The organism is Rhodococcus sp. IC4_135, from assembly GCF_011602025.1.
Taxonomy (GTDB): domain Bacteria; phylum Actinomycetota; class Actinomycetes; order Mycobacteriales; family Mycobacteriaceae; genus Rhodococcus_F; species Rhodococcus_F baikonurensis.
In genome coordinates this window covers 704,117-723,552 of sequence record NZ_JAAOLG010000001.1, presented here as the reverse complement: position 1 = coordinate 723,552, position 19,436 = coordinate 704,117, and the positions used below count along the sequence as shown (strand labels likewise).

Below are 19,436 nucleotides of genomic sequence, written 5' to 3'. Positions count from 1 at the left end.
CGAGACGATTGCGCAGTACAAAACACGGTGCGTGCTCATCCCTGCGAGCACCGAGGCGCAGTCACTGAAGCTGAGGCAGTGCGACTGTAGACCTGGCGCACTCGAACGAGGAGAGTCCACGAGAATGGCAGCGAGCGCAGCAATACCGGACGATTTTGTGAGCGGACTCGAAGGCGTCGTCGCCTTCACCAGCGATATCGCAGAACCCGACAAGGACGGCGGCGCACTGCGCTACCGCGGAGTCGACATCGAAGACCTGGTCGGCCAGAGGGTCACCTTCGGCAACGTATGGGCCCTTCTCGTCGACGGACGCTTCGGCCCCGGCCTCCCGCCGGCCGAGCCGTTCCCCCTCCCCATTCACACCGGCGACGTCCGAGTCGACGTCCAGGCCGGACTGGCGATGCTGGCCCCCATCTGGGGTTACCAGCCGCTCCTCGACATCGATGACGAGACCGCCCGCGACCAGCTCGCCCGCGCATCCGTCATGGCACTGTCGTACGTCGCGCAGTCCGCTCGCGGCATCTACCAGCCTGCAGTCCCCCAGAGCCGCATCGACGAGGCCAAGACGGTCACCGAGCGCTTCATGGTGCGCTGGAAGGGTGAGCCCGATCCGGCGCACGTCGAGGCAATCGACGCGTACTGGGTCTCGGCAGCCGAGCACGGCATGAACGCCTCCACCTTCACGGCCCGCGTCATCGCCTCCACCGGCGCCGACGTCGCGGCTTCGCTTTCCGGCGCCATCGGCGCGATGTCCGGCCCGCTGCACGGCGGCGCACCGGCCCGCGTTCTTCCGATGATCGAAGAGACCGAGAAGACCGGCGACGCCCGCGCACTGGTCAAGGGAATCCTCGACCGCAAGGAAAAGCTCATGGGCTTCGGACACCGCGTCTACCGCGCCGAAGATCCCCGTGCACGCGTGCTCCGCGCCACCGCGAAGCGCCTCAACGCTCCTCGCTACGAGGCAGCCGCAGCTCTCGAGCAGGCTGCACTGGCAGAACTGCGTGAGCGTCGTCCCGATCGCGCGATCGAGACCAACGTCGAGTTCTGGGCCGCCGTCATCCTCGACTTCGCCGAGGTTCCCGCGCACATGATGCCCGCCATGTTCACCTGTGGTCGCACCGCCGGCTGGTGTGCACACATCCTCGAGCAGAAGCGTCTCGGTAAACTGGTACGCCCGGCCGCCATCTACACCGGCCCGGCGCCCCGTACTCCGGAGTCGGTCGAGGGCTGGGACCAGATCAGCCACGCGTAGTACCCCGCTCGAATTCGCCAATCACGGTAGTACAGAACACAAGTGAAGGAACAGAAAGAAGCGATGACCTCCACACCGATCATCCCCGCCGACCTCAAGCCCGCCGACGGACGCTTCGGCTGCGGTCCTTCCAAGGTTCGCCCCGAGCAGCTGCAGTCCCTGGTCGAGGTGGGCGCTTCGGTGTTCGGCACCAGCCATCGCCAGAAGCCGGTCAAGAACGTTGTTGCCAGCATTCGGTCCGGCCTCGCCGATCTGTTCTCACTGCCCGAGGGCTACGAGGTCGTCCTCGGTAACGGCGGAACCACTGCGTTCTGGGATGCGGCTGCATTCGGCCTCATCCGCGAGAAGTCGCTGCACCTGACCAACGGCGAATTCAGCTCCAAGTTCGCTTCGGTGGCCAAGGCCAACCCGTTCATCGGTGACCCGATCGTCGTTTCCGCCGATCCGGGCAGCGCGCCGGTGCCGGTCTCCGACCCGTCCGTCGATCTCATCGGCTGGGCGCACAACGAGACCTCCACCGGTGTGTCGATTCCCGTCTCGCGCCCCGCGGGTTCGGAGAACGCCCTGATCGCCATCGACGCCACCTCGGGCGCCGGTGGACTTCCGGTCAACGTCGCAGATTCCGACGTCTACTACTTCGCTCCGCAGAAGTGCTTCGCTGCGGACGGCGGACTGTGGATCGCACTGATGAGCCCGGCCGCCCTCGAGCGCGTCGCGGAGATCAAGGATTCGGGTCGCTGGACGCCTGACTTCCTCTCGCTGCCCATCGCCGTGGACAACAGCTCCAAGGATCAGACGTACAACACCCCGGCCTTGGCCACTCTGTTGCTCTTCGCCAACCAGATCGAGTGGATGAACAGCAACGGCGGCCTCGACTGGACCACCGCTCGCACCGCGGATTCGTCCTCGCGCCTGTACAACTGGGCCGAGGCCAGCGAGTTCGCCACGCCGTTCGTCGCTGATCCGGCACACCGCTCGCAGGTTGTCGGCACCATCGACTTCAACGACGACGTCGACGCTGCCGAGGTGGCAAAGATCCTGCGCGCCAACGGAATCGTCGATACCGAGCCGTACCGCAAGCTCGGCCGCAACCAGCTGCGCGTCGGCATGTTCCCCGCAATCGATCCCGATGACGTCACCGCTCTCACCAAGAGCATCGACTGGGTCGTTTCTCAGCTCGGCTGATTTTCGCAGTGCTTCACCGCTCGGCCCCCGACATGACGTCGGGGGCCGAGCGTCGTTTGCCAGGCCTTGTGAGCTACCACACCGGTGGTCGGATCCGAGGTCATCTCGCCCTGCGTGTCCTGCCGAGTCCATGGTCACGAATGAATTACAGTTGAGCGCGGCGCAAAGTCGCGAGCCGGCGCGATAAGGAGGTCAATGTGCGAGAGCTTCGAGTGATCGGACTTGAACCCGATGGATCGCATGTGGTGTGCGCAGATGCTGAAACCGGCCAGAAATTCCGGCTTCCCGCCGATGACAAACTTCGTGCAGCTTCCCGCGGAGACGTGGCTCGACTCGGCCAGATTGAGATCGAAATGGAAAGCCAACTCCGTCCCCGTGAAATTCAGGCGCGCATCCGTTCCGGCGCTTCCGTAGAGCAGGTCGCCGAAGAAGCGAAGATCCCCATCAGCAAGGTCGAGCGCTTTGCGTACCCCGTCCTTCTCGAGCGTTCCCGCGCCGCGGAGATGGCCCAGGGCGGACACCCGGTCCGCGACAACGGTCCGACGGTCCCCACCCTCTCCGAAATCGTGACGCACGCATTCCGCGCCCGCGGCCACAGCATCGACGAGGCCACCTGGGATGCCTGGCGCGACGAGGACAATCAGTGGGTCGCCCAGTTGCAGTGGCAGGCCGGCCGCACCACCAACGCCGCGCACTGGCGCTACCAGCCCGACGCGCACGGCGGAACGATCGTCGCACTCGACGACGCGGCATTCGACTTGATCGATCCCGACTTCGGTCGCCCGCTCCGCGGCCTGGTACCGGTGGCATCGAGCGAGCCCGAACAACTCGAACTGTCCCGATTCGACGTCGAACCGGTGGTGGAGATCGAGCCCGAGCCCGCAGTGGTCCCCGAGCGGACGGTAGTGGCGGAACGGATCGTGGCACCCGAACCGATTGCGGTCGAGCCGGAAACCGTCGTCGCCGAAGAGGTTCCCGAGCCTGCACCGGATGTGACCCCAAAAACCGCTCCGCAGCAGACGCAGACCAAAGACAAGCGCGGACGGCCTGCTCTGCCCTCGTGGGACGACGTACTCCTCGGGGTCCGCAGCAGCGGTCGCTGACCCGAAGGAAAGTATTCTTCTTTCGAGCGAGGCTGAGGAGAGAGGGCTGCCGGTGGCTGCACGGGTATCGACGATCTGGTTTCTGGGCGGCGCAGACGCTCGCACCGAATTGAGCAAGTACCCACAGCCTGATCAGACCGAGGCGCTGAAAATCGCCATGTCGCTGTACCCGGACAAGGAGTTCGAGTCGCTCGGGCCTCAGCCGCTGTCCATCGCCGCGACGGTGAGCCCCGGGTACGTCTTCGTCGGCGCGTACGGCCGAGTGAGTGTCGTCTGCAGCTCCGAACTCAGCACCTTCGTCCCCTCGAAACTGCCTGAGTCCTGGCGCCTTTCAGCCGAGGGTGGCTCGACGCTGTTGATCAGCTCCGTCCCCGAAACCGCGCAGGGTTCGTTTGCGCTGTGGGAGGACGGCGAGCTACGACGCTCGTTCAGTGCCATCCCGATCGACATCGTCGAAAATCTGGGGATCCCGCAGACCTGGGAACGGGAATTCTGGGCCGGCAACCATCCCCTGCGTTACCCGCCCGGGATCCTGCCCGATCCGCAGTCACTTCCGTTCCACCCACAACAGTTCGCGGAGTCTGCCAACCTCGAGTGGCTGGGATTTCGATACACCGGCGCGCCGCGAGAGCACGAACTCGACACGACGCAGATTCTCCTGTGGGGCTTCAAGATTCATCGCCCCGGCGAGGCACCCAAACCTGCGCCCCCAGCTCCCGCACCGGTACCCGAGCAGGCGCCGACAGGGGTGCCCATGCCCGAGAACCTGCCGCCGATCCACGACGCACCGGTGGCCAAGCCGCGCGGCCGCCTCGCTCGGTACTTCGGGTTCAAGTAGCGCGAACCGGCATCACACGGTCACGCGGCTATCGCTGCGATCCATCCGAGCGGAACTCCGGCCGCTGCCCCGAAGACCACCCATCGCCAGACGGGAATCGCTCGCCAGCGCCACACGGTCGGCGCAAGTCCGCCTACCGCAATGAGATTGACGACGACTGCCAGGAGCACGTTCACGTCGCCGAGCGCGATGCAGAACGCCGCGACGGCGCTGGTCGAGAGCATCGCGGCGAATACCGACACCGCGATTCCGGTGAACCAGGGCGTGCGGTCAGAAGTCACCGGCCGGTCCTGACACGTTCGTAGAAGGCCATCGCCGCTGCGGTCGCGACATTGAGTGAATCGGTGCCTGGCGCCATCGGTATCTTGGCGCGAATGTCGGTGGCCCGCATCGCATGTTCGGTCAGACCTGGCCCCTCGGCGCCCAGCAGTAGCGCCACCTTCTCCCCGGTCATCGCTTCGGCCAAAGTGACCGCTTCCGGATTCGGAGTCAAGGAGATGAGCTGAAAACCGTTGCCACGCAGCTCATCCAAATCGTGTGGCCACTTTGCCACATGCGCGAATGGCACTCGCAGCACGTGCCCCATCGACACACGGACCGACCGCCGGTACAGCGGGTCGGCACAACCCTTCCCGAACAGAACTGCATCGACACCGAGCCCCGCCGCGTTGCGGAACATCGAACCGAGATTCTCGTGATCGTTGACGCCTTCGAGGACCACTACGGTCTTCGCGTCCTTCAACACGTCCGAAACTGCGAGCGGCGCCGGGCGTGCTGCTGCAGCGAGGACGCCACGGTTGAGGTGAAATCCGACGACCTCGGCCATCACTTCCGCGCTCGTACGGTAGAACGGCACGTCCACACCGTCGAGATCGTCAGCGAGCTCCAGGAGCCGTCGTTCGACGCCGAGGAGACTGATCGGCACGAACCGCGAGGTCAGCAGTCGCTGGGTGACGAACACTCCCTCGGCGATGACCAGCCCCTTGCCCTCCGGCAGGTCAGGGCGCCGATCCGAGGAGTTGAGATCGCGAAAGTCATCCAGCCGGGGGTCGGCGGGATCTGAGATGTCGATGACGTGAACCACGGGTCTATCGTGCCGTACGCACCGCGAGCCCCCCACCACTACTCCCGACCTAGCGCAACAGCGTGACGAAATGCGCGTCGAGCACCTGGCTGATCACCTCTGGATTGGTTCGCTCGGGATTGTCGACGCCGTGCGACGCGAGCCCGTCGGCGAGCGCATGCAATCTCATCGCCTCGATGTCGACCGAGGCACCCGGCCGTAGAAATCCCGCTTCAAACGCTGCGTCGACGAACGAACGAAAGTGCCCGAACAAGGTCCGATCCGTCTCGTCACGCACTGCCGTCAACGCCGAATCGGTTTGAGCGGCAGCAGCAAAAGCCTCCCAGACCTGCATTTCTTCTCGCCGGTCTTCGTCGAGGGGAACGAACTGATCGGTGAACTGACGGATGGCGCGGCGGATGTCGGGATCGAAGTCGATGCCGGCAATCCTTTCCTCCACCCGGACGGTCACGAGCGTCATCGCGAACAGCAAGAGTTCGGACTGCGTCGCGAAGAAGTGACGTAGCGACCCCGTCGACATCTGTGCCTCGTCGGCCACGGCGCGGACGCTGGCGCTTGCGACACCGTCGCGTCGGATCACACGCCACACGGCCTCGGCAATCTCTTCACGCCGCTCATCCGGACTGCTACGTTTCACCACTTCACAAAACTAACACAGCTGTGCTAGTTTTCAAGCACTAACACAGTCGTACTAGAAATGAGCTGATGTCATGATCGTCCACTTGATCATCGCGTGCGAAATCATGTTCTGGGTGTTCATCGCCGCAGGTCTCGCCGCCCGCTATCTGCTGCGCCGCAAGACTCTGGGCGCCGCACTGCTCATCTGCGCACCCCTGGTCGACGTCGTGCTGCTCGTCGCCACGGCCCTCGATCTTCGGGGCGGCGGCGAGGCGAACTTCACCCACGGGCTTGCTGCGGCCTACATAGGCTTCTCCGTAGCATTCGGACACAGCCTCATCTCCTGGGCCGACGCCAGGTTCGCCTACCGATTCGCCGGCGGCCCGGCACCGGTGGCGCCGCCCAGGTACGGGAGCGCGCGAGCACTGCGCGAATGGCGCGAGTTCGGCAAAGCTGCGATCGCCTGGGCCATCGCGTGCGGACTTCTCGGCGCGGCCATCTTCCTCGTCGACGACCCCGCCCGTACGGGTGCCCTCGACGGGTGGATCAGCAAGCTGACAGTGGTGCTCGCGATCTGGGGAGCAATCGCCCTGAGCTACACGGTGTTTCCCAAGCGCGAGAAGGTCACGGCGCGCGGCTAGCCTCGACCGCCTGTTCGGTCGCGTCGCACACGATCACCGGACGCAGGACGAAAACCGGCAATCTGCCACCGTCTTCCGGTCGCGCAAGACGAAGTTTCAGTCCTTCGCTACGTAGCAGGTACACCCCGGCCGCTGTGCCCGAGACGAGCGAGATCACTCCACCCACGATCAAAGGCGCACGGGGATCCACGGAGTCGGCCAGCCAGCCCAGCAGCGGACTTCCCAGCGGTGTGCCACCGAGGAAACTGAGCATGTAGATACCCATCACGCGCCCACGCATCTCGGAAGGCACCGACATCTGCAGGATGTTCATCGCGGACGTCGTGAACGTCAACGTCAGTGCGCCCGTGGGAATCAACATCAGCGCCACCAGCGCGTAGGTGGGCATCAATCCCACCGCGACCTCGAACACACCGAAAGCCACGGCGGCACCGAGGAACGTCCGCAGTCGCGGCGCTTCCTTCCGTCTTGCGGCATATGCAGCGCCGGCGAGGGTGCCCACGGCAAGCGTCGTGGACAGCAGTCCGTAACCGTCGGCCTCGAGACCGAACGTGTTGCGCGCCATCACCGCAAGGCTGATCGCGAAGTTCAAACCGAACGTCGAGACCATGAAGACGGACACCATGATCACGCGAAGGTCCTTGCGGCCCCACACGTATCGGAACCCGTCGCGCACCTGTCCCTTGGTACGCGGGGCCGGTTCGGACGGGATCAGCTCCTTCTTGTTCATCAGGTACAGCGCGATGAGCACCCCACCGAACGTCGCGACGTTGAGCAGGAACACCCACCCGGTACCGATCAGGTTGATCAAAACACCCGAGATGGCCGGTCCGACGATGCGGGCCGTGTTGAACGTCATGGAGTTGAGCGCGATGGCGTTGGACAGGTGTTCCTTGCCCACCATTTCGATAGTGAACGACTGACGCACCGGAGCGTCGAGCGCCGAGACACAGCCGAGGGCAAAGGCAATCAGGAAGACGTGCCACAACGCGACGAGCCCACCGACGTCCAAAACACCCAACACCAGCGCGCACACCGCACTCGCCCATTGGGTGAAGATCAGGATGCGACGCTTGTCGTACCGATCGGCCAGCACACCGCCCCACACCGACAGGAACAGCGTCGGGCCGAACTGCAAGGCCATGACGATGCCCACCGCCAGCGCGTTGCCGTCCGAGAGCGTCAGTACCAGCCAGTCCTGGGCGATACGTTGCATCCACGTGCCGACCAGAGAAACGATCTGTCCGGAAGCCCAAAGGCGATAGTTACGGTTGTGGAGCGCGGCAAACATGCCGGAATCGGGGTCTCGGGGCACCCCACCATCTTGCCCCTCGAGTAATTCGTTCGGGCAACGACCTCTGTGTAGCGGAGCTACGCAACAACTACTCGGTCGCGGAGCTACTCCGTCTTGTTGACCATCTCCGTGATGATCTCGACGGCCCCGCGCAGCGTCGCGAGTTCTTCGCCGCCCAGCCCGGCCAACTGCTCGTTCATCCACGCCTCACGCGCATGGGTCTCGTCCGCGAGCAACGCCTGCCCGGCGTCGGAGAGATTCACGATGATCTGACGACCGTCCGTGGGATGCGGCGAGCGCTCGACCAGACCGAGCTCGGCGAGAGAAGCAACAACACGCGTCATCGACGGCGGCTGAACTTTCTCACGTGCTGCGAGTACGCCAGGAGTCATCGGGCCGTACTGATCCAGGCTGGCCAAAGCCGACAGTTGCGTCAGCGATACCTGAGCGTCGACTCTGCGGCCGCGCAGATGCCTGGTGAGACGCACTACAGCCAGGGAAAGATCGCTGGCCAGCGCACGAGTTTCGGTGGTCACGCGTCAGACAATACGTCAAGAGCTGGCCGGTAGCTCACGTAATCGAATACCGGTCAACCCTGATTTCACGTAAGGGCGTCGGTAATGGGTCCGACAGTGAAGTAGGCCACAAAAAGTGCCGCCACGATCCAGAGCAACGGGTGGATCTTCTTGATACCACCGCTGGCAGCGTGCAGGACCACCCATGAAATGAAGCCGACGCCGATGCCGTTGGCGATCGAGTAGGTGAACGGCATGACGATCATGGTCAAGAACGCCGGGAGCGCCACCGAGAACTTGGTGAAATCGATGTCTCGGACCTGTCCGATCATCAGCGCACCGACGACGACCAGAGCGGGTGCAGCTGCCTCGATCGGCACGACGGAGTAGAGCGGCGTCAGGAACATCGCGACGAGGAAGAGCAGTCCGGTGACGACATTTGCCAGGCCCGTGCGGGCACCTTCGGCGATACCCGACGCGGATTCCACGAACACGGTGTTCGACGACGCCGAAGCGCCACCGCCGACGATCGCGCCCGCGCCTTCGACGACAAGCGCGCGGCCGACGTTGGGGAGGTTTCCGTCCTTGTCGGTCAGGCCGGCTTCCTTACCGAGGCCGGTCATCGTGCCCATGGCGTCGAAGAAGTTCGCGAGTACGAGGGTGAAGACCAACAGGCTGGCGGCCAGAACACCGATGCGTGTGAATGCGCCGAAGATGCTGACGTCGCCGACCAGGCTCAGATCAGGCATACCGCCGAGCATGTCCGGGATTGCGGGGATGCTGAGGTTCCAGCCCTTGGGGTTGGTGCCGAGCGAGGGTCCGACGTCGGCCACTGCCTCGATGATCGCGGCGAGGATCGTCGTGACGACGATGCCGATCAGCAGTCCACCACGAACCTTGCGCACGACCAGAACACCCATGAGCAGCACACCGAAGATGAACACCACGGTCGGCCACGACGCGATGGAGCCGTTGATTCCGAGTCCGACGGGAACCGTCGTACCGGCAGCATCGGGGATGCGGCGGACGAACCCGGCGTCGACGAGCCCGATGAAGGCGATGAACATGCCGATACCGGCCGCGATCGCGGACTTCAAAGCCGAGGGAATCGCGTTGAACACCGCAGTCCGGAAACCCGTGAGCGCCAACAGAACGATGATCACACCGTCGATGACCACCAGGCCCATCGCCTCGGGCCAGGTGACCTGCGGTGCGATGGTGACCGCGAGCAGGCTGTTGATGCCGAGACCCGCGGCGATCGCAAACGGATAGTTGGCAACGACACCGAAGACGATGCTCATCAGGCCGGCCACCAGAGCGGTGACCGCAGCCACCTGGTTGACCGGAAGGATGTTGCCGAGAACGTCGGTCTTCGCCGCAGCGTCTTCAGCCGAGAAACTGCCGAGGATGAGAGGGTTGAGGACCACGATGTAGGCCATCGCCACGAAGGTGACGACACCGCCGCGAATCTCGGTCGAGATCGTCGACCCTCGTTCGCTGATCTTGAAATAGGTGTCGAGGATCTTGCCGGGTGCCGCCATGTTTGTTCTTTCCCCATCGCTGTAGGTCGCCGTGTGCCGGCGCACATGAAGCCGGTCGCACTAGGGAGAGTAGGCCACCGGGGTACGGGTAGCGTTAATTTTGTGACGGAGACTCGCAACACAACCAGCCTGATCGGCAAATTGTCCGCACCCGCGCCGGCACTGATCATCGGCACCGCGTTGTGGGTGATCGCCACGATCGTGGTCGCGGTGAGCGGGGATCGTTGGTCGGACGCCCTCCCGATCTGTTACGCGGGTATCGGAGTCGGCTTCCTCGGCTTCGCTCTGTTCTCGATTCAACGACGCGCAGCTGTGCGCGGAGACAAGGGCGCACAACAGGGCGCTGGTCTGGTCGACTGAACGGGTCGATTCAACGCTCTTCAGTATGGTAAGCCTACCCTGCACTCTAGTGTCGGTCTTAGCTTGTCAATGCTGAAAGGAACCACGTAACCGTGAAGATCTCCCACCGAAATCGTTGGAAAAGCCGAGGACGTTGGACGAGACTGACATCCGTTGCTCTGGTCGCCCTGGTCGGCACAGCACTCGTCTCCTGCAGTTCGGACGAGGACGACACTTCGAGTGGTTCGTCGGGTTCCGGTGGCGGCGCCTTCCCCGTCACGATCGATCACGCCTTCGGTAGCACCACGATCGATTCCGAACCACAACGGATCGTCACCGTCGGCTACAACGACGAGCAGGCTCTACTGGCCTTGGGCATCAAGCCCGTGGGAATGGTCAACCAGTACCCGGGTGAGCCGGACGTCAACCGCACGTGGCCGTGGGTCACCGGCCCTTGGGGCGGAACCGAACCGACCGTGGTCGGCAGCAATCCCGAAACCACGATCAGCGTCGAAAAGATCGCCGCGCTCGAGCCCGACCTGATCCTCGCTCTCTACTCGAGCATCGACAAAGACCTGTACAGCACACTTTCCGCGATCGCCCCCACCGTCGCGAAGGACCCGGCTTACGGCGACTACGCAACTCCGTGGCAGATCACGACGAAGACCGCGGCGAAGGCAGTGGGTCGCGAAGCAGACGGCGAGAAGTTGGTCGCCGATATCGACAAGCAGTTCGCCGACGCCAGAAGCGCTCACCCGGAATTTGCAGACCAGACCGCGGTGATCATCAGCGTCGACGCGACCCCGGAGTTCTACGCCTTCTCCTCCGAGGACGCCCGCGGACGGGTCCTCGGCAGTCTCGGTTTCAAACCTGCTCCGGCGGTCGAGGCCTTGATGAACGGTGAGTTCTACGCGCCGATCTCCACCGAACGACTCGATCTCCTCGACGTGGACCGTCTCGTTGTCATCGGCAACCCCGATGCCGCCCAGGCAGTCCGAAACAATCCCGGATTCCAGCAACTCGACGTGGTCAAGAACAACCGCGTCGTCTACGTCAACGACGATCAGGCCCCGCAGGTCGGCGCGGCCCTGACCGCGAGCTCGGCGCTGAGCTTGCCGTGGGCCACGAGCCAACTACTCGCCGAACTCACGAAGTAACCAGCGCCCGGCGCTTCCTGATCTGCGCGGTCCCCCAAATCCATACGCCGGCCCACACCATCCCGAACGCCCAGCCTGCCAGCACATCGGTCATCCAATGGGCAGCAAGATAGACGCGGGAGAATCCGACGGCGACCGTGTACAGGCCGAGGCTCGCGAGCATTGCCATCTTCGCGAGCCTCGGCAAGGCAAGCCGAAGGATCACGGCGGCAACCGAAGTCGCGAGGATTGCACTCATCATCGCGTGGCCCGACGGGAACGAATACGAATCGATTTCGATCAAACGCTCCGGAACGGGTGGACGGGTCCGGGTGAAGATGCGCTTCAATCCGCTCATCACGAGCAGACCGGTCAACATCGACCCGGCGATCAGCAGAGCTTCGGTGCGTAGTCCCCGAACCAGAAGCACGATGGTGAGCAGCGTCGCGATCAGCCACGACGCGAGTGTTCCGCCGCTGTCGGTGATGACGTCGACTACGTCGACGAGCCACTCCGTCCGCTGACTCACCGCGCTGTCGAGCACCCACTGGTCGAAAGACATCTGCCCTCACATCCCTTGCGGCAGGGTCCACGTGCGCATCACGTGATGAACGTCGTCCGAGTCCACCCACCACGGCACGGTCACCGTCGCCTCCACCGCTCCCGTCAGTTCCACTGTCAGTTCGTGATGAATCACTACCTCGCCGCCGGGAACCTCACGGCCGAGGGCTGCGAAGCCGAGAACTGCCTGTGGTTCGTTCGCCCACGTAGTCACGATGCCGGTGCTGCTCACTCGACCGTGAACGGACGTAGACGCCGTCGCGACGTCGAGCAGATCCGCCAATGCGTCAGCCGTATCGAAACTGCCGAGCACCACTCGTTGTGCAGGTAGTGCCGCCCCCAGCCACGGTCGGTCGAGGACAAGAGCGTCGCCGGGATCGACCAGATCGCCGGAAAGCCCGCGCACGAACGGCGGCAGGTGCAGTTCCTCCAGGTCGAGAACCCGTCGCTGCGCTACCTCACCCAGCAGTCGGTGTGTCCGAGCGACGACCGCGGAGGCCGGCATCCGCAGTGGGTCGGCAAGCCGATCGAGTAGCAGCTGAGCCAGTTCCGGATCGTCGACGGTATCCGATGCCAGCAATCCGGAGAAGAATCCGGCGTCGGGGTGTTCGGCGGCATCGAGCAATCCCTCGAAGGTGCGATCTCCCGGAGCGCGCAGCAAGCCCAGCACCTCACCGCTCAGTTCCGCATTCGAACGCAACCACCACGCCGTGTATCCACGACGGTCGGTGAGCAGCGCCCGTGTCGCCGGTGACTCGACCAGCAGCGACAACGCCTGCGGCCAGCGGTCTTCGTCCACGAGATCGAGATCGCGCACGGCTTCGACGCATTCGGGGTCCTCGTCGAGGGTGTCCCACCATGCGTCTTCGGCGTCGAGATCGTGATCGGGGCCGGACGGCAATTCCTCACGGACCACCGTGAAGCTCCACCCGACACCGACTACCCGTAACGCCTGCTCCCCCACCTGTTGAACGAAATCAGCGTCGACGATGCCGAAGGGAGAATCCTCGACCAGGACGCTTGCGAGTGGAGCTCCCGGAAGCAGAAGTTGGTCGGCGGACCGCAATTCGCCATCCGAATCAGGAAGCAGCACTTCACCGATCCACGACGGCAGCGCTCCTGGCGCAACATGGGCCGCCAGTCCGAGCACCACCTGCGACAAGTCCGCCGCTACCGAATCATCCTGATCCGCAGCATCTTCGATCAATGCTCGCAGTGCCGGATCGGACAGCAGGTCGGTGGCACTGGCGGTCTGTGCTCCCAATCGGGACAGCAACGGGTGCGCTGCGACAGGATGAACCAACCTCGTCCACTGCACCGACGGTGCGTCTTCGCCCAGTTCGACGCCGACGACGACGGTCCGCGGACCGGTCACCGTTCGTCCGTCGGAGAGCGGAACCGGCAGTGTTCCAAGCTCTTCCACCGCGAGAGTGTCGATCACCAAGGGTTCGAGAGCCGAATAGAGTCGATTCCACCACTTCGGTTCACGTTCCACGCCGCTGAGCAGTTCGGCGATACGCGCGAGCCCGATGCGGTGCGTCGAGACCGCCGCGAGCGCTCGCTCGTGCTTGGGCCCGGAGAGTTCGGGGACGACCAGTCCGCCGATGATGTCGGTGAGCAACTCGGCGAGTTCGTCACTGAGCCCGGGCACCACGGACGCTCGCTGCGGCGCGCGGTCAGGTTCCCCGACCACCGGAAGCCACTCGTTTTCCTGCAGCTCCTTCAGAAGCGCTTCGCGCAGAAGCGAATCCGTCTCACTGCGGGCGAAGGCCGGAATCGGGACGAGCGCCGTTCGCTGCCGAGGAGGGAGAGCCGCAAGGAACTTCGCATACCCCTCGGCAAGCGGAGCGATCGGTGCACCGGGCATGAGGCGTCGCCGATCGGGTTGCATTGCAATGTCGGCAATGACGATCGCGGGGATCGACAGTTCCTCGTCGGATCTCGTCGGCGCCCGCAGGACGTCGCCTGCGACCGGCTCGACGACCCCGTCGCGGACCGGAACCAACCATCGTGCGTCAGCCGCCGTGTACTGCCACCACGTGCGATCACCGATGGAGATCTCGACGAGACCGGACTCCAACACTCGTTCCGATCGCTGAAAGATCTTCTCGCCCACACGAATAGATCCGAGAGCCGGAAGTTCGAGAAGCAGGTCGACGGCCTCGCGCATCATCTGCGAAAGCAGCGCTGCGGCATCGACTTCCGGCCGAAGCGTCAGCACCACTTCCGAATCGGCACCGTCGCTCGGTAATTCGCCCGAGGGCCACACCAAACGAAGTACAGGGACACCGGTTTCCGGCACGGGGAGCTCGCGTGACTCGATCTCGCGCAGCGTGTGTGACGCGGAGAACCGAATCGATCCCGTCGACGAGCGCAGCTCCACCTCGTCACCGACCGAGAGAACTGCCGAGAATCCGACTCCGAACCGGCCCGTCACACCTTCGTCGGTGTCGACCTTGTTCGACGCTCGCAGCGCGGTGAGTGCGTGGACGCCGGATTCGTCCAGCGGACGGCCGGTGTTCGCCACCGTCAGAGTCCGACCGTCCAGGTCCACCCACAGAGAGCCCTCGATGCCCTCGCGCGCCGCCGCATCGGCAGCGTTCTGCGCCAACTCGGTGAGCAGACGGTCGCGGTACCCGGCCTTCGCGAGGTCGGATTCCGCAGCCGCGTCTTCACGCAATCGCGTCGGAGATTCCGACCACGCGCGCAGCGTCGCCTCGCGGAGTGCGTCCGTGCCGAACGGATCTTCTACTCGGTGGATACCGAATCCTCAACTGCAACAACGCTCGACGGGCGAGCGGGCATGGCAATCAGCTCGACTGCTCCGTCGTCGAATGCGTCGAACTGCGGCGATCCCGCACCGAGCGGCAGGCTGGTGTCCGAGTGCGCGCCACAACCGTAGGACGCACTGACCACACGGCCGTCTGCGGAGAGTTCGTTTCCGCACACGCCGAACGCTGCGTGCAACGAACCGGCGAGCGGCAGGAAGAAACCACACAGCCCACACGTCGACGGAGCAGCCTTCGCCATCTCCGACTCCGGGCCGAAGTCACCGTCGAACCAACGCTGCGCGGCATCGAGTCGACCCTCGAGGCTCATGACCTGTTTGCGGCCGAGCCCGATTTCGAGAGCTACCTCGTCGACTTCCGGGTCACCGGTGGCGACGTAGCCGGGAACGAGCCGAGGATCCTCGGCCGGCGGAGCCAGTAGGTCACCGACGGAGAGATCGCCGGGACGGATCCGCTGATCCCATGGCAGCCATTCCGGCGCAACCAACGCGTCGGGACCTGGCAGCAGCGCCAACTCACTGACCGTTGCGTGGGTGTCCTCCGGTCCGGCAGCGACGACGACCGCCCACTGCCAACCGCGGTATCCCGGAATGTCTGCTGCAAATCGATGGGTGGCGGCAAATTCGTCCTCCGACGTCACGCCGAGGTATGCCCCCACACCGCCTTCATGCAGGTCGACGACTGCCGTTCGGGCAAGCTCGACCGCATCGGCCAGTACTGGGCGCGGCACTGCACGCTCTGGAGAAGTAGCAACACTCACTCCTCCAGTTTGCCGCACCACCGCAAGTCCGCAACGCACTGGGCTGCCATGCTGGGCAGATGAGTAGGTCACACGCCAATTCCGTGCGTACTTTCGCAGTGGTCGCCGTGATCGCGTCGGCCTTGGTGGGGTGCTCCGATTCCCCCGGTACCCCCGACAACCTCACGACCGAAACCGGCTCCGTCGAGATCGTCCGAGTGTCCGCGCACGATCCCGGCGCATTCACGCAAGGCCTCGAGATCGACGGAAATCGCCTCTACGAAAGTACCGGGCGCGTCGGGCAGTCCTGGGTCCGCTCGAGCGAGATCTCGGACGAGCAGTCCCCCGCTTCGGGACCGGAGATTGCACGTGCCGATCTCGACCCGCCGTTGTTCGGTGAGGGCATCACCATCGCCGGAGACACACTGTGGCAACTCACCTGGAAGGACGGCGTCGCAATCGCCCGGGACAAGAACACTCTGAGCGAACGTGAACGGTTCCCCCTCGACACCGAGGGATGGGGAATCTGTTCACTCGGGGATCGGCTGGTCTCCAGCGACGGTACGGCCAGGTTGACCTTTCGCGATCCCGAAACCTTCGCGTCGATCTCCACGATCGACGTCACCAGAGCCTCGGAGTCCGTCGGCAAACTGAACGAACTGGAATGCGCCGAAGACGGCTTCGTCTACGCCAATGTCTGGACCACGGACACCGTCGTCCGAATCGATCCGGCGGACGGGCGCGTCACCAACGTCTACGACGCTTCGCCGCTACGCGAAGAACTCGTCACGGATGGATCGACCAGCACCGTCGACGTTCTCAACGGCATCGCGCAGATTCCCGGTACCGATCGATTCCTGCTCACCGGCAAGTATTGGCCGCAGATGTTCGAAGTCCGTTTTGTTAACTGAGTCCGACATGACACAGGACTCGCAGGGGTGTGCGTGGTAGCCGCGCCGACACTAGGACAGAATTGAGTGGTGACCGGACCGCGCGAACCCTACGACCCCGAAACTCGGCGAATCCACGACGAGCCGGAGGGGCAACAGGTGCACCCCGGTTACGACAATTACCCACCTGCGGCCCGCCCGGACAATTACCCGCCCTCGGCCCGTCCCGCTGCCCGTCGCACGCCGTTGCCGCCGCTGCATCCGATTCCCGAATCGCGGGCAGACTCCGATTCCGCGGCCGGTTCGAAGGCGCCGGGTGCGGACGCTCCCAAGGCTCCCCCGATGCCTCGCAAGCTCACCGTCACTCGCGTCGCAGCGATGCGCAGCCGCGAACTGACGAACAAGGGCATCGCGACCTTCCAGCGCGCAGCGAAGGCCGACGGCGCGGACAAGTCCGGTCTGACTGCTCTCACCTACGCAGTGATGACGAACAACGCGACCGACGCGGCGATCTCCGTCGCTCTCGCCAACACGCTGTTCTTCTCGGCGGCGACCGGTGAGGACAAGACCAAGGTCGCGCTCTATCTCCTGATCACGATCGCTCCGTTCGCCGTGATCGCACCGCTGATCGGTCCGATGCTCGACCGCTTGCAGCGCGGCCGCCGCATCGCACTCGCGTCGTCGTTCGGAATCCGGACGCTCCTCGCGGTGATCCTGGTCTTCAACTTCGACAGTTGGATCCTCTATCCGGCCGCGCTCGGAATGATGGTGCTCAGTAAATCGTTCTCGGTGCTCAAGAGTGCGGTGACACCACGCGTCCTACCACCGGAAATAGACCTGGTGCGCGTCAATTCGCGTCTGACGGTCTTCGGTTTGATCGGTGGAACCATCGGGGCCGGTGCTGTCGCAGGTGCGCTCGCGCTCGCTTTCGGTTCCACCGGAGCCTTGTGGTTCGCAGTCGCCGTCACCGTCTTCGGCGCATATCTGAGCATGCGAATCCCGTCGTGGGTCGAGGTCACCGAGGGTGAGGTTCCCGCGACCATCACCTACCACCCGGACGAGGCACACCACGCCGGCAACGCCCCGCCACAGCCGAACGCCAAACCTGCCAAGGTCCGACAGCCTCTCGGACGCGCCGTGATCATCGGACTCTGGGGCAACGGGACCATTCGCGTACTCACCGGCTTCCTGACGCTCTACATCGCGTTCGTCGCCAAATCGCGTACCGATCACGAGCCACTCCAGCAGGCCATGATGCTCGGCCTGGTCGGCGCGGCAGCCGGTCTGGGTAACTTCGCCGGAAATGCCACAGGTGCGCGCCTCAAGCTCGGCCGGCCCGCATTGATCGTGCTCCGGTGCACGGCGTCGGTATGGATCATCGCGGTGATCGCAGCTCTGACGGACAACCTGATGACCGCCGCCCTTGCCACACTCATCGCCTCGGCCGCCAGCGCACTCGCCAAGGTCTCCCTCGACGCGTCACTCCAGCACGACCTGCCCGAGGAATCGATCGCGTCCGGATTCGGTAGGTCCGAGACGGTTCTGCAGTTGAGCTGGGTACTCGGCGGCGCATTGGGGGTTCTGCTTCCGACCGAATACTGGATCGGGTTCACTGTTGTATCGGTGTTCCTGACGATCGGGCTCCTGCAGACCTTCCTGAGCTACCGAGGAAGCAGCCTCCTGCCCGGCCTCGGCGGGAAGCGACCCGATCTGGCCGAGCAAGAAGTGACCGAAGTGATTTACACCGGTAAATCCAACCGAGGACAAGGAAGTACTCCGCAGTGATGATGCGCTCGAGAACAAAGAAGATCGTGGCAGCGATCAGTGTCCTGATGGTGGTGGCACTGGTTGCTTACGTCTCCGTTCTTTTCGTGATCATCAAGAACATCAACGACGACCCCGACAAACTGCCGGTCATCACTGCATACGCACACGGCACGACGATCGAGACCAACCCTGCCGGGTTCTGCACCATCGATCTGTCCCAGTGCGCCCAGGTGGGCGACATCTACGCCCTCGATGTTCCCGCGGGCTACCCGCTGCAGCTGTCGTTGTCGACGGACGTCTCGGATGCGCAGTGGGCACTGCTCGCCGTCTACGAGGATGCCGACGGCAACCAGACCGGTGAGCCCCGAGTCTTCGAGCCCGGCGAGGCCTTGGCCGTGACGGTCGAGTCTTCGAGCGATCCCGTCAAACAACTCGTCGGCGTCGAAATTCACCTCGCGGTCGGTGAGGGAAGCGAACAGGGACTGCTGATCTGGTCGATCAAGACCGCCTGATCCTCTGAACATGAAAATGCCCTGCACACCGATTGGTGTGCAGGGCATTTTGTTTCGAAGCCGTGTACGGCAGCTCGCATCGAGCGATCAGGTGTCGAGCTCGCGAGCGACTGCCCGGACGACCTCGGAGATCCGCTGAGCGGTCTTGCGGTCCGGGTACTTGCCGTTGCGCAGATCCGGCTGGACCTTCGCCTCGAGCAACGTGATCATGTCCTCGACCATGCCGTGCAGCTGGTCAGGGGTGTGCTTGCGCTCGACGGGCTCGCGACGCGACGCCGTAGCACCGCGCAACGACGGCGCCGGCTCGAGCACCTTCAGGCTCAGAGCCTGCGGACCGCGGCGGCCTGCAGCCATGCCGAACTCGACGCGCTGGCCGGCCTTCAAGCCTTCGACACCCTCGGGGAGAGCGGAAGCACGGACGTAGACGTCCTCGCCCTCTTCCTGCGACAGAAAGCCGAAACCTTTTTCGACGTCGTACCACTTCACCTTGCCGGTCGGCACCGCGTTCACCTGCTCATCACTCGACTGGGGCATCTGCCCCAATGTGCTCGGGAGGCTCCCGGAAGAGCCTCATGGCCTTGCTCGCATTGCTTCCGGTGGAAGAATGCAAAAGAACGCGCCCCACACTTGCT

Annotated in this window: 20 protein-coding genes; 10 read left to right on the top strand and 10 right to left on the bottom strand. The window is 64.1% G+C overall.

Annotated elements, in window-relative coordinates; genetic code table 11:
• The first annotated feature begins 124 nt into the window (after nt 1-124).
• The 4 genes from G8767_RS03545 to G8767_RS03530 all read left to right on the top strand — a co-directional run bounded on the left by G8767_RS03545 (nt 125) and on the right by G8767_RS03530 (nt 4,378).
• Nucleotides 125-1,252, top strand: coding sequence for a citrate synthase 2 (locus G8767_RS03545; protein WP_003940025.1), 1,128 nt, complete (start codon nt 125-127; stop codon nt 1,250-1,252).
• A 63-nt stretch (nt 1,253-1,315) separates the two neighbouring features.
• On the top strand, nt 1,316-2,437 hold the full coding sequence (gene serC, locus G8767_RS03540; protein WP_007733484.1) for a phosphoserine transaminase: 1,122 nt from the start codon (nt 1,316-1,318) through the stop codon (nt 2,435-2,437).
• A 197-nt stretch (nt 2,438-2,634) separates the two neighbouring features.
• Nucleotides 2,635-3,540, top strand: coding sequence for a septation protein SepH (sepH, locus tag G8767_RS03535; protein ID WP_166809345.1), 906 nt, complete (start codon nt 2,635-2,637; stop codon nt 3,538-3,540).
• Between the two features lie 52 nt (nt 3,541-3,592).
• Nucleotides 3,593-4,378 (top strand): hypothetical protein, encoded by a 786-nt coding sequence (locus tag G8767_RS03530; RefSeq protein WP_166809344.1) that lies wholly within the window; start codon nt 3,593-3,595, stop codon nt 4,376-4,378.
• Nucleotides 4,379-4,398: 20 nt separating this feature from the next.
• On the opposite strand, the gene G8767_RS03525 is transcribed toward G8767_RS03530, so the two are convergent.
• From G8767_RS03525 to G8767_RS03515, 3 genes are read right to left on the bottom strand one after another with little or no spacing between them, the layout of a single operon-like run.
• On the bottom strand, nt 4,399-4,659 hold the full coding sequence (locus tag G8767_RS03525; RefSeq protein WP_095968839.1) for a DUF2537 domain-containing protein: 261 nt from the start codon (nt 4,657-4,659) through the stop codon (nt 4,399-4,401).
• The gene (locus G8767_RS03520; RefSeq protein WP_166809343.1) at nt 4,656-5,462 is read right to left on the bottom strand and encodes an RNA methyltransferase; all 807 of its coding nucleotides are present in this window, start codon (nt 5,460-5,462) and stop codon (nt 4,656-4,658) included. Before G8767_RS03520 ends, G8767_RS03525 begins: the two co-directional genes overlap by 4 nt.
• A gap of 49 nt (nt 5,463-5,511) precedes the next feature.
• Complete coding sequence (locus tag G8767_RS03515; RefSeq protein WP_253252768.1) at nt 5,512-6,102, bottom strand: TetR family transcriptional regulator C-terminal domain-containing protein; 591 nt, start codon at nt 6,100-6,102, stop codon at nt 5,512-5,514.
• 70 nt (nt 6,103-6,172) lie between these two features.
• On the opposite strand from G8767_RS03515, the gene G8767_RS03510 reads away from it, so the two are divergent.
• Complete coding sequence (locus G8767_RS03510) at nt 6,173-6,721, top strand: hypothetical protein (protein ID WP_095968838.1); 549 nt, start codon at nt 6,173-6,175, stop codon at nt 6,719-6,721.
• Here the strand turns inward: G8767_RS03510 and G8767_RS03505 are convergent.
• The 3 genes from G8767_RS03505 to G8767_RS03495 all read right to left on the bottom strand — a co-directional run bounded on the left by G8767_RS03505 (nt 6,705) and on the right by G8767_RS03495 (nt 10,071).
• Nucleotides 6,705-8,012: an MFS transporter gene (locus G8767_RS03505; protein WP_095968888.1), complete on the bottom strand. Its 1,308-nt coding sequence runs from the start codon at nt 8,010-8,012 to the stop codon at nt 6,705-6,707. The genes G8767_RS03510 and G8767_RS03505 overlap by 17 nt on opposite strands.
• Before the next feature lie 107 nt (nt 8,013-8,119).
• Nucleotides 8,120-8,551: a MarR family transcriptional regulator gene (locus G8767_RS03500; RefSeq protein WP_003939901.1), complete on the bottom strand. Its 432-nt coding sequence runs from the start codon at nt 8,549-8,551 to the stop codon at nt 8,120-8,122.
• Nucleotides 8,552-8,616: 65 nt separating this feature from the next.
• Complete coding sequence (locus G8767_RS03495; protein ID WP_095968837.1) at nt 8,617-10,071, bottom strand: NCS2 family permease; 1,455 nt, start codon at nt 10,069-10,071, stop codon at nt 8,617-8,619.
• A gap of 102 nt (nt 10,072-10,173) precedes the next feature.
• Here G8767_RS03495 and G8767_RS03490 point away from each other — a divergent pair, with 102 nt between their 5' ends.
• Both G8767_RS03490 and G8767_RS03485 read left to right on the top strand, forming a co-directional pair.
• Nucleotides 10,174-10,431: a DUF2530 domain-containing protein gene (locus G8767_RS03490; RefSeq protein WP_166809342.1), complete on the top strand. Its 258-nt coding sequence runs from the start codon at nt 10,174-10,176 to the stop codon at nt 10,429-10,431.
• A 92-nt stretch (nt 10,432-10,523) separates the two neighbouring features.
• Entirely contained in the window at nt 10,524-11,567 is a 1,044-nt protein-coding gene (locus tag G8767_RS03485) for an iron-siderophore ABC transporter substrate-binding protein (protein WP_166809341.1), read from the top strand.
• Here the strand turns inward: G8767_RS03485 and G8767_RS03480 are convergent.
• The 3 genes from G8767_RS03480 to G8767_RS03470 form a co-directional block, all read right to left on the bottom strand.
• A complete protein-coding gene (locus G8767_RS03480) occupies nt 11,557-12,108 on the bottom strand; it encodes a phosphatase PAP2 family protein (RefSeq protein WP_095968835.1) in 552 nt (183 codons plus the stop codon). The two genes, G8767_RS03485 and G8767_RS03480, sit on opposite strands and share 11 nt — an antisense overlap.
• A 6-nt stretch (nt 12,109-12,114) precedes the next feature.
• Entirely contained in the window at nt 12,115-14,787 is a 2,673-nt protein-coding gene (locus tag G8767_RS03475) for an ATP-binding protein (RefSeq protein WP_166809340.1), read from the bottom strand.
• A 68-nt stretch (nt 14,788-14,855) separates the two neighbouring features.
• Nucleotides 14,856-15,677 (bottom strand): DUF3027 domain-containing protein, encoded by an 822-nt coding sequence (locus G8767_RS03470; protein ID WP_166809488.1) that lies wholly within the window; start codon nt 15,675-15,677, stop codon nt 14,856-14,858.
• Nucleotides 15,678-15,715: 38 nt separating this feature from the next.
• Between G8767_RS03470 and G8767_RS03465 the strand changes: the two genes are divergently transcribed.
• From G8767_RS03465 to G8767_RS03455, 3 genes are all read left to right on the top strand, one after another.
• Nucleotides 15,716-16,546 (top strand): glutaminyl-peptide cyclotransferase, encoded by an 831-nt coding sequence (locus tag G8767_RS03465; protein WP_206028810.1) that lies wholly within the window; start codon nt 15,716-15,718, stop codon nt 16,544-16,546.
• A 69-nt stretch (nt 16,547-16,615) separates the two neighbouring features.
• Nucleotides 16,616-18,310 carry an MFS transporter gene (locus G8767_RS03460; protein WP_346842955.1) on the top strand — a complete coding sequence of 565 codons (1,695 nt, stop codon included), beginning with the start codon at nt 16,616-16,618 and terminating at the stop codon, nt 18,308-18,310.
• On the top strand, nt 18,310-18,804 hold the full coding sequence (locus G8767_RS03455) for a DUF2771 domain-containing protein (RefSeq protein ID WP_206028809.1): 495 nt from the start codon (nt 18,310-18,312) through the stop codon (nt 18,802-18,804). The genes G8767_RS03460 and G8767_RS03455 overlap by 1 nt, the downstream gene beginning before the upstream one ends.
• A gap of 87 nt (nt 18,805-18,891) precedes the next feature.
• Here the strand turns inward: G8767_RS03455 and G8767_RS03450 are convergent, their stop codons facing one another.
• On the bottom strand, nt 18,892-19,305 hold the full coding sequence (locus G8767_RS03450) for a cold-shock protein (RefSeq protein ID WP_166809487.1): 414 nt from the start codon (nt 19,303-19,305) through the stop codon (nt 18,892-18,894).
• Nucleotides 19,306-19,436: the final 131 nt, after the last annotated feature.